Here is a 10,112-nt window from a genome sequence, read left to right as displayed (position 1 = left end):
TAATACATGTCGCTAGATCCTTCTTTATTGACTCCATAAAACCCAATTACAGGTCTATCATTAGCCACATTTTTAGATTGACCGTTGATATATTTCATTGCGGCCTCATAGTCTTTTATGCATTCCAAATAGACGCTTTCTGAGTAGGTTGTAAAACCTTCATGAATCCACATGTCTGCTATATCTTTACTGGTAATACTGTTTCCAAACCATTCGTGACCCGTTTCGTGAATCGTTATGAAATCAAATAATAAGCCCAAACCAGTACCAGATAAGTCTCCACCTAAATAGCCTTTTCTATATTTGTTTCCATAAGCCACTGCACTTTGATGTTCCATGCCTAAATAAGGGGCTTCAACCAATTTGTATCCGTCTTCATAAAAGGGGTATTGTCCAAATTTAGATTGAAAACAATTCATCATCGGTTTGACATCAGCTTCAAAATGAACTTTTGCTATTTCTTCATTTTCACGAAGTACATAATAATCTAAATCTAATCCGTTTAAATTATCATGAATGTGAACATAATCTGCAATATTAACCGTGATAGAGTAGGTGTTTATAGGGTTTATAACTTCCCAATCCCAACGTGTATAGCCATTCTTCAAATCTTCTTGACCTTTATATCTTCCGTTTGAAACATTCATTAATCCGTTTGGAACTGCTACTTTTATAGTGGCACCTTTATCAGGCTCATCTGTTTGTGAATCTTTTACAGGATACCATAAACTCGCTCCAGTTCCTTGCACAGCAACTGCAATAAAATGGTTGCCACTTTTATCTTTTTTAAATACAAAACCGCCATCCCAAGGAGCATTTTTAGCTACTAAAGGTTTTCCTGAATAGTAAAAACGTAATTTTTGAGAAGAATTTTGAGTTAATTCGGTACTGAAATTGATAAAAACGGCATCGTTATCTCTTTTATAAGTCAATTTTTGTTTGTTGAAGACAATTGAATCTACATTCATGTTTTCAAATAAATCCAATTGAATTTTTTTTGTGTCTTGTAAAATATCAAAAGTAACTTCATTATAGCCTACGATGCTTTTTTCTTCTGGGTTTATGGTTATATTTAAATCATACCGTTGCACATCAAAACAAGAACGCTCAAAACGCATTCCTCCTTGAAGTGAATCTCTACGAGTAAAGTTTTGTGCATTGGTTTGAAATAGGCTGAGTAATAAGGTAAGAATGATTAGTTTCTTCATAATTAGGTTTTAAAAATCAAATATAAGAAATAAAATGAAACTCGTGAAAAATTGCTAAAACTCAATAATAAAAAACCTTTGCGAAACTCTGAGAAACCTTTGTGAATCTCTATCTAACAAATCAAAAATCAGCTTCAACCCAAAAAGTCATTTCTTTTTTTGAAATTGGATGAATAAATGTCAATTGTTCTGCGTGTAGATGCAAACGATTGGCTTTTTTTCCATATAAATCATCACCTAAAATTGGAGTTTTTAACCCTAATTCGTGTGAAGCGTGAACTCTTAATTGATGCGTTCTACCTGTAATTGGATAAAAGTAGACTTTGGTTTTGTTGTTTTTGACATCAATTTTTTGCCAACGTGTTTGCGCTGTTTTTCCGTGTTCGTAACAAACCAATTGTCGGGGCCTATCGTCTAAATCTACTCGTAATGGAAAATCTATAAAACCTTCTTTTTCAAGGATAATTCCGTCTAAAAGGGCAACATATCTTTTTTTAATAGTTCTTTTAATGAATTGACTTTGTAACTCTTTATAAACAGCTTCATTTTTAGCTAAAATCATAATTCCAGAAGTAGACATGTCTAAACGATGCACAATTAGTGGCCCAGTTGCATTGGGAAACAAATTTTTAACTCTATGATAAACAGAGTCTTTAATTTTTTTTCCGGGAACAGATAAGAATTCGACTGGTTTGTTGATTAAAACCAAATGTTCGTCATCATAAACAATTGAAATATCTTTTCCTGCTGCTGGATTATTTTCAAACGGATTTTCTTCCATGTCTAAACCATCTAACATGTGTTGCATTAAAATAGGTTCGCATTTACTTTTACAAGCCGGATAAAATTGTTTGTGTTTTCTAATTTCAGAATTTGGAGATTTTCCCCACCAAAATTCAGCCATTGCAATGGGTTTTAACTTATTAGCAAAAGCATAATGCAATAATTTTGGAGCAGCACATTCTCCTGCTCCAGCTGGTGGATTTTCTTCAAAGATTTCTCCAATACTTTTGAGTATTCCATATTGATTAAGAAAAGCATATTCAGCAAAAAGTTTTTGTTGTAAAGAAGCAGATTTTTGTTTTCTGTTTAATTTTAAAGCCTCAATCTCTGAATTGATTATGTCAATTTTTTTTTGTGCAGCTTCTATATTGTAGTTCCAGAATTGGGCCATTTTTTTTAACAAAATTCCTTCTTGTTTACTGGCTTCTTTTAACTCGTCTTCGTTAAATGTTTCTGATTTTCGAATTTCATCCCGCAATTTTTTTTGAACTTTATTGTTATTCTTTTGGTTTAGAATATCATTAAAAGCTTCTATTTTTGTAGCTTCTAAATTGTGAAGTGTATTTTTATATTCCTCAGAATTTTGAAAAACTTCAATTTCAGAAGTGATTTTATTTAACTCATTTTCACCAATTTTATAAAATCCTTTTACATCCAACATATCATAAACCGTTGGAACAAATTTTTTGTGATTATTAGAATCAGCCAACTTTCCAGAAAAAGCCCATAATTGTCCAATTTCTCCAACTTCATTTTGGCAAACTAAAACACCAAACATTTTTCCAATTACTAGACCTTTTTGAGTTGGATTTAAACCAAAATTATGTTTAAAATCGGATTGATTTTCTAAATAATTTTGTAATTCATTGCAAGCAATAATGCTCAATTCATGAGGTTCATAATAAAAAGGGAATGTGAACTTTTCAGGTAAAGAAATACCTGAGATGTTTGTTTTGAATGTTTGAAAGTGTTCGTTTTTCATGAGTTAGGTTGTAAACAAGCAGAACAGATGCAGCTTTTAAAAAAAGATCCCGAAACACGTTCGGGATTAAAAGAAGTAATGTATATCAATTTATACTTGTATCACACCTAAGTTAAACTTTTTTTCAATAGGTGACTGGTTGGCAGCTTCTATTCCCATGGATATCCATGTTCTTGTATCTAAAGGATCAATTATAGCGTCTGTCCATAATCGTGATGCAGCATAATAGGGTGAAACTTGTTCATCATATCGCGCTTTTATTTTGTCAAACAACTCTTTTTCTACTTTTTCATCTACAATTTTGCCTTGCTTTTTTAAAGAAGACGCTTCTATTTGAGCCAGTACTTTTGCGGCTTGTGTTCCTCCCATTACGGCAAGTTCTGCACTTGGCCAAGCAACAATAAGACGTGGATCATAGGCTTTTCCACACATGGCATAATTTCCTGCGCCATAACTATTTCCTATTATTATTGTAAATTTTGGAACAACAGAATTCGCAACAGCATTGACCATTTTAGCTCCATCTTTAATGATTCCTCCGTGTTCTGATTTACTTCCAACCATAAAACCTGTGACATCTTGTAAGAATACCAGCGGAATTTTCTTTTGGTTGCAATTGGCAATAAAACGGGCTGATTTATCTGCAGAATCAGAATAAATTACTCCACCAAATTGCATTTCACCATTTTTATTTTTCACTACTTTTCTTTGGTTGGCAACAATACCAACAGCCCAGCCATCTATGCGAGCGTAACCTGTAATTATAGTTTGACCGTAACCCGCTTTATATTCATCAAACTCAGAATTGTCTATCAATCGATTGATGATTTCCATCATGTCATATTGTTCGTTTCGAGCTTTTGGAAGTATTCCGTATATTTCTTTTGGTTCTAAAGCTGGTTTTTGAGCTTTAACCCGATTGAAACCCGCTTTGTCATAATCACCAATTTTGCTGATGATACTTTTTATGCGATCTAAGGCTTCAGCATCATCTTTAGCTTTAAAATCTGTTACTCCCGATATTTCACAATGAGTTGTTGCTCCACCTAGAGTTTCATTGTCAATAGATTCTCCAATAGCTGCTTTAACTAAATAGCTTCCTGCCAAAAAAATGCTTCCTGTTTTATCAACAATTAAAGCCTCGTCACTCATGATAGGTAAATATGCACCACCTGCAACGCAACTTCCCATAACAGCTGATATTTGTGTAATTCCCATGCTACTCATGATTGCATTGTTTCTAAAAATGCGTCCAAAATGCTCTTTGTCTGGAAATATTTCATCTTGCAAAGGCAAATATACTCCAGCCGAATCTACTAAATAAATGATAGGAAGTCGATTTTCCATTGCAATTTCTTGAGCACGAAGGTTCTTTTTTCCAGTTATTGGAAACCAAGCTCCAGCTTTTACTGTAGCATCGTTAGCAACTACAATGCATTGTTTTCCAGAGATGTACCCTATTTTAATAACAACCCCACCAGAAGGACAACCTCCATGTTCTTTATACATACCTTCTCCAACAAAAGCTCCAATTTCGATACATTTAGATTTATCGTCTAAAATATAATCAATGCGTTCACGAGCGGTCATTTTTCCTTCGGCATGTAACTTTTCAATTCTACTTTTTCCTCCACCCATTTTTACAAGGGAAAATTTTTGTTTCAAATGAGCAAGTAATAGTTTGTTATGATCTTCGTTTTTGTTGAAATTTAAATCCATTTATTGCTTGTTTTTATTTAAAATTTATAAATCTATAATCGTTAGCGCATAATCTATTCTTCATCTTTTTGTCCCATGAGCATTAAATAGGCTTTTAAAAACGTATCAATTTCGCCATTCATAACCCCATCAACATCACTAGTTTCAGCTCCAGTTCTTACATCTTTGACTAATTTGTAGGGTTGCATAACATAATTACGTATTTGCGAACCCCATTCAATTTTCATTTTTCCTGCTTCAATATCACTTCGTTGAGCCAATTGTTTTTTTAATTCAATTTCATACAATTGGGATTTCAACATTTGCATAGCTCTGTTTCTGTTATCATGTTGAGAGCGTGTTTCAGAACATTGAATTTGAATTCCGGAGGGTTTATGAACCAATTGCACTTTGGTTTCAACCTTATTTACGTTTTGGCCACCAGCACCACTAGAACGCGCTGTTGTAATGACAATATCAGCCGGATTGATTTCAATTTCAATAGTGTCATCAACCAAAGGGTAAACGTAAACAGATGCAAATGATGTGTGTCGTTTGGCATTACTATCAAATGGAGAAATACGCACCAATCGATGCACACCATTTTCACCTTTTAAATAGCCAAATGAAAAATCACCTTCAATTTCTAAAGTTACAGTTTTTATACCCGCAACATCACCTTCTTGATAGTTTAATTCTTTGATTTTATATCCCTGTTTTTGCGCCCACATCATATACATACGCATAAGCATTGAAGCCCAATCGCAACTTTCTGTGCCTCCTGCGCCAGCTGTAATTTGAAGTACTGCGCTTAAACTATCACCTTCGTCAGAAAGCATGTTTCTAAATTCAATTTCTTCTAAATGCGAAATTAGTTTTTGATAAAAATCAGTTACTTCATCTTCAGAAATTTCTCCTTCTTTTTGGAAATCTATCATAATTTGAAGTTCTTCATTCATGTCAACGGCAGTAGTATAATCTTCTACCCATTTCTTTTTAGAACGCAAGTCTCTTACTGCTATTTGAGCCTCTCTAGCGTTGTTCCAAAAATCGGGGGCAAAGGTTTTTTCTTCTTCGTTGGCTATTTCAATTAATTTTCTATCGACGTCAAAGATACCTCCTTAAGGCACCAAGGCGATTAATAATATCCTTCACATGTTCTGTATGTATCATAATTTTTGTAAATTTACAGGACAAAAATAGTGATTCCTTTTGATTCTATGGAAATAAATTTAATAAGTGATACAGTAACAAAGCCATCTGAAGGAATGTTACAAGCCATGTTTAAGGCAAAAGTAGGAGATGATGTTTATAAAACAGACCCTACAGTCAATATGTTAGAAGAAACTTTAGCTGATTTATTTGGTATGGAATCAGCCTTATTTTTTCCTTCTGGAACTATGGCAAATCAAACAGCCCTCAAACTTCACACCAACCCAGGAGAACAAGTAATATGCGATAAGTTTTCTCATATTTATCATTATGAAGGAGGAGGTGCATCTTTTAATAGTGGAATTTCTTGTAATTTAGTTGATGGTATAAGGGGTTTAATTACGGCTGATTTAGTTGAAAATGGCATAAATGATCCCGAATTTTATCATTCGCCCTTAACATCATTAGTAAGTCTTGAAAACACAACAAATAAAGGTGGTGGTGCTTGTTATGAATTAAATGAGTTGCAAAAAATAAAACAAGTTTGTGAGGATCATAATTTAAAATATCATTTAGACGGTGCTCGTATATGGAATGCAATTATAGCAAAAAAGCAACATCCTAAAGAGTTTGGAAAACTTTTCAATACCATTTCTGTTTGTTTGTCTAAAGGACTTGGCGCTCCAGTTGGATCTGTTTTGCTGGGATCTAAAGAAGAAATGAAACGAGCTTTACGCATTAGAAAGATTTTTGGGGGCAACATGCGTCAATCAGGTTATTTAGCAGCAGCAGGACTGTATGCATTAGAAAACAACGTAACACGTTTACAAGAAGATCACAAGAAAGCAAAAGAATTAGAAAACACTTTAAATTCGTTATCATTTGTTGAAAAAGTTGAACCCGTTGAAACGAATATTATAATTTTTAAAGTAGCTTCTCACGTAGATGAAAAAGCTTTTTTAAATCAATTAAAATTAAAAAACATACTCATCAGTTCAATGGGACACGGTAAATTAAGAATCGTTACCCATTTAGATTATAAAACAGTTATGCATGAATATGTGTTAGATACATTTCAAAATATGAAAATATAAATCTTTACTATTGACAGCTTTTATATTAAATAAATTACTTAATTAAATAAACTTAATAATTTAAAAACATGAAAAATAACCTATTTATTATTGCATTATGCCTTATTTTTGCAACTTCTTGTAATAAAAAAAAAGAATCAAAAATGACTCAAAATATAGCACCACCAATTGCTGAAGTTAAAGATAGCATATTAGAAAAACATGGGGATAAACGTAATGACCCTTATTATTGGTTAAAAGACCGAGAAAATCCTAAAGTTATAGACTACCTAAACAAAGAAAACGAATATTATGAAGCTATAACAGCTCATACTAAACCATTGCAAAAGGATTTGTTTGAAGAAATGAAATCTCGAATTAAAGAGGATGATCAATCTGTTCCCTACTTATACAATGGATATTATTATACGACCCGTTTTGAAAAAGGAAAAGATTATCCAATTTATTCAAGAAAAAAAGGAAGTTTAGAAGCTAAAGAAGAAATTTTATTTAATTGCAATGAAATGGCTGAAGGACAATCTTATTTTAATTTAAGCGGAATTAGCGTAAGTGAAGATAATAAGTGGGTAGCTTTTGGGGTTGATTTAGTTTCACGAAGACAGTATACCATTCAAATAAAGAATTTAGAAACCAATGAAATAGCAGCCGATAAAATAGAAAACACTTCTGGTGGAGCCACATGGGCAAGCGATAACAAGACTTTGTTTTATGTTCAAAACGATCAAGAAACATTGCGATCTGACAAAATTTATCGACACACTTTAAATTCAGATTCAAAAAAAGATGTATTAGTTTACAATGAAAAAGATGATACATTTAATACGTTTGTCTATAAAGAAAAATCAAAAAAATATATTGTTATTGGCTCTTCAAGTACTTTGACTACTGAATATCAAATTTTAGAATCAAATAATCCTTTAGGAAATTTTAGATTTTTTCAAAAAAGAGAACGAGGTTTAGAATACAGTATCTCACATTATGGAACTAGTTTTTATATTGTTACAAATAAAGACAAGGCTACTAATTTTAAGTTAATGAAAACCAATGAAGCTAAAACTTCTCAAGACAATTGGTCTGATGTTATTCCGCATAGAAAAGAAACTTTATTAGAAGGGATCGATATTTTTAAAGATTATTTAGTTGTTGAAGAACGAACTAACGGTTTAAATAAAATTCAAATTAGACCTTGGAATGGGGTAGGGACTTATTATTTGCCCTTTGATAGTGAAACATATACTGCATACACAACCACAAATATAGATTTTGATACAGACATACTTCGCTATGGTTTTCAATCTCTTGCAACGCCATCTTCGGTGATTGCATTTAATATGAAAACAAAAGAAAAAACCATATTAAAAGAGCAAGAAGTATTAGGAGGCAAGTTTGATAAAAACAACTATACAGAAGAACGTGTATGGGCAACTGCAAAAGATGGAACAAAAATTCCGGTTTCGCTAGTTTACAAAAATGGAATGAAAAAAGATGGAAATAATCCGGTGTTGCAATATGCTTATGGTTCATATGGTTATTCAATGGATGCCTATTTTTCAACAAGTCGTTTAAGTCTTTTAGATAGAGGTTTTATATACGCGATTGCACATATTAGAGGAGGAGAAGATCTTGGAAGAGAATGGTATGAAAACGGAAAACTATTAAAAAAAATGAACACATTTACAGATTTTGTAGATTGCTCTAAATTTTTAATTCAAGAAAAATACACATCAGCCGCTCATTTATATGCAGAAGGTGGTTCAGCAGGTGGATTATTAATGGGTGTTGTTGTAAATATTGCCCCAGAATTATACAACGGTGTTATTGCTCAAGTTCCATTTGTTGATGTTGTCACAACCATGCTAGACGACACAATTCCGTTAACTACTGGAGAGTATGATGAATGGGGAAATCCTAATAAAAAAGAATATTATGACTATATGATGACTTATTCGCCATATGACAACGTAAAGACTCAAAATTACCCTAACATGCTAGTAACAACTGGCTTACACGATTCGCAAGTGCAATATTGGGAACCAGCCAAATGGATTGCAAAGTTACGAACAAAAAAAACTAATAAAAATATTTTATTGCTAAACACAAACATGGATGCTGGTCATGGCGGGGCTTCAGGACGATTTGAACAGTTAAAAGAAACAGCAAAAGAATTTAGTTTTCTATTAGATTTAGAAGGAATTGAGAAATAATAAAAATTTTTTATAAATTTGCAAGGTTTAAAGGTTGTCAAAAAAATCTATAAAAGTTTACCTTGACTAACATATTATTTATGAAAGAACAAATAAACGCTTATAATAACGTTTTAGAACTTATAGGGAATACCCCTCTTATTAAGCTTAACAGAGTTACTGAAAATTTTGAAGGAAATTTTTACGCTAAAGTAGAAGCCTTTAATCCAGGTCATTCTACAAAAGACAGAATAGCACTATACATTATTGAAGAAGCAGAAAAACAAGGCATTCTTACTCCAGGTGATACTATAATTGAAACTACTTCTGGCAATACAGGTTTTAGTTTAGCAATGGTAAGTATCATTAAAGGCTATAATTGTATCTTAGCAGTAAGTTCAAAATCATCAAAAGACAAAATTGATATGTTGCGCACCATGGGAGCAAAAGTATATGTTTGCCCCGCTAATGTTTCTGCCGATGATGAGCGTTCATACTACAGTGTTGCAAAACGATTACACGAAGAAACGAAAGGTTCGGTTTATATCAACCAATATTTTAACCAATTAAATATTGATGCACATTATAAATCAACTGGTCCAGAAATTTGGGAACAAACAAAAGGTCAAATTACTCATTTAGTAGCGTGTAGTGGAACAGGAGGAACTATATCGGGCATAGCAAAATACTTAAAAGAAAAAAATCAAAACATTTCAATATTAGGTGTAGATGCTTTTGGATCTGTTTTAAAAAAATATCATGAAACTAAAGAGTTTGATAACGATGAAATTTATCCTTATCGGATAGAGGGACTGGGTAAAAACTTAATACCTACAGCAACTGACTTTGATGTTATTGATGAATTCATGAAAGTAACAGATGAAGAAAGCGCTCACTCAGCAAGAGAATTAGCTAAAAAAGAAGGCCTTTTTGTGGGGTACACATCTGGAGCAGCAATACAAGCAGTAAAACAATATGCAGAAGCTGGAGCTTTTAACAAAAACAGTATTGT

General features: G+C 32.7%; 7 protein-coding genes. 3 read left to right on the top strand and 4 right to left on the bottom strand.

All coding sequences use genetic code 11. From position 1 onward, the window contains the following. The 4 genes from AABM47_RS06260 to prfB form a co-directional block, all read right to left on the bottom strand. On the bottom strand, positions 1-1,208 hold a 1,208-nt coding region (locus AABM47_RS06260), incomplete at its 3' end, for a M1 family metallopeptidase (RefSeq protein ID WP_338410069.1). A gap of 121 nt (positions 1,209-1,329) precedes the next feature. Next, complete coding sequence (locus AABM47_RS06255) at positions 1,330-2,973, bottom strand: RluA family pseudouridine synthase (RefSeq protein ID WP_338410068.1); 1,644 nt, start codon at positions 2,971-2,973, stop codon at positions 1,330-1,332. A 90-nt stretch (positions 2,974-3,063) separates the two neighbouring features. Further along, positions 3,064-4,692, bottom strand: coding sequence for a carboxyl transferase domain-containing protein (locus AABM47_RS06250; RefSeq protein WP_338410067.1), 1,629 nt, complete (start codon positions 4,690-4,692; stop codon positions 3,064-3,066). A gap of 53 nt (positions 4,693-4,745) precedes the next feature. Further along, a protein-coding gene (gene prfB / locus AABM47_RS06245) for a peptide chain release factor 2 (protein WP_338410066.1) occupies positions 4,746-5,844 on the bottom strand; the annotation gives its coding sequence in 2 pieces (ribosomal slippage) (positions 4,746-5,780 and positions 5,782-5,844; 1,098 coding nt in all). Between the two features lie 47 nt (positions 5,845-5,891). Here prfB and AABM47_RS06240 point away from each other — a divergent pair. From AABM47_RS06240 to AABM47_RS06230, 3 genes are all read left to right on the top strand, one after another. Further along, positions 5,892-6,917 (top strand): GntG family PLP-dependent aldolase, encoded by a 1,026-nt coding sequence (locus AABM47_RS06240; RefSeq protein ID WP_338410065.1) that lies wholly within the window; start codon positions 5,892-5,894, stop codon positions 6,915-6,917. A gap of 143 nt (positions 6,918-7,060) precedes the next feature. Further along, a complete protein-coding gene (locus tag AABM47_RS06235; RefSeq protein ID WP_338410070.1) occupies positions 7,061-9,121 on the top strand; it encodes a S9 family peptidase in 2,061 nt (686 codons plus the stop codon). Positions 9,122-9,201: 80 nt separating this feature from the next. Further along, the coding region (locus AABM47_RS06230) for a cysteine synthase family protein (RefSeq protein ID WP_338410064.1) at positions 9,202-10,112 on the top strand (911 nt) is incomplete at its 3' end.

Origin of the sequence: uncultured Flavobacterium sp. (assembly GCF_963925415.1) — a bacterium.
GTDB lineage: Bacteria > Bacteroidota > Bacteroidia > Flavobacteriales > Flavobacteriaceae > Flavobacterium.
Note: the sequence above shows the minus strand (reverse complement) of the source record. Positions and strands in the feature narration are given on the sequence as shown.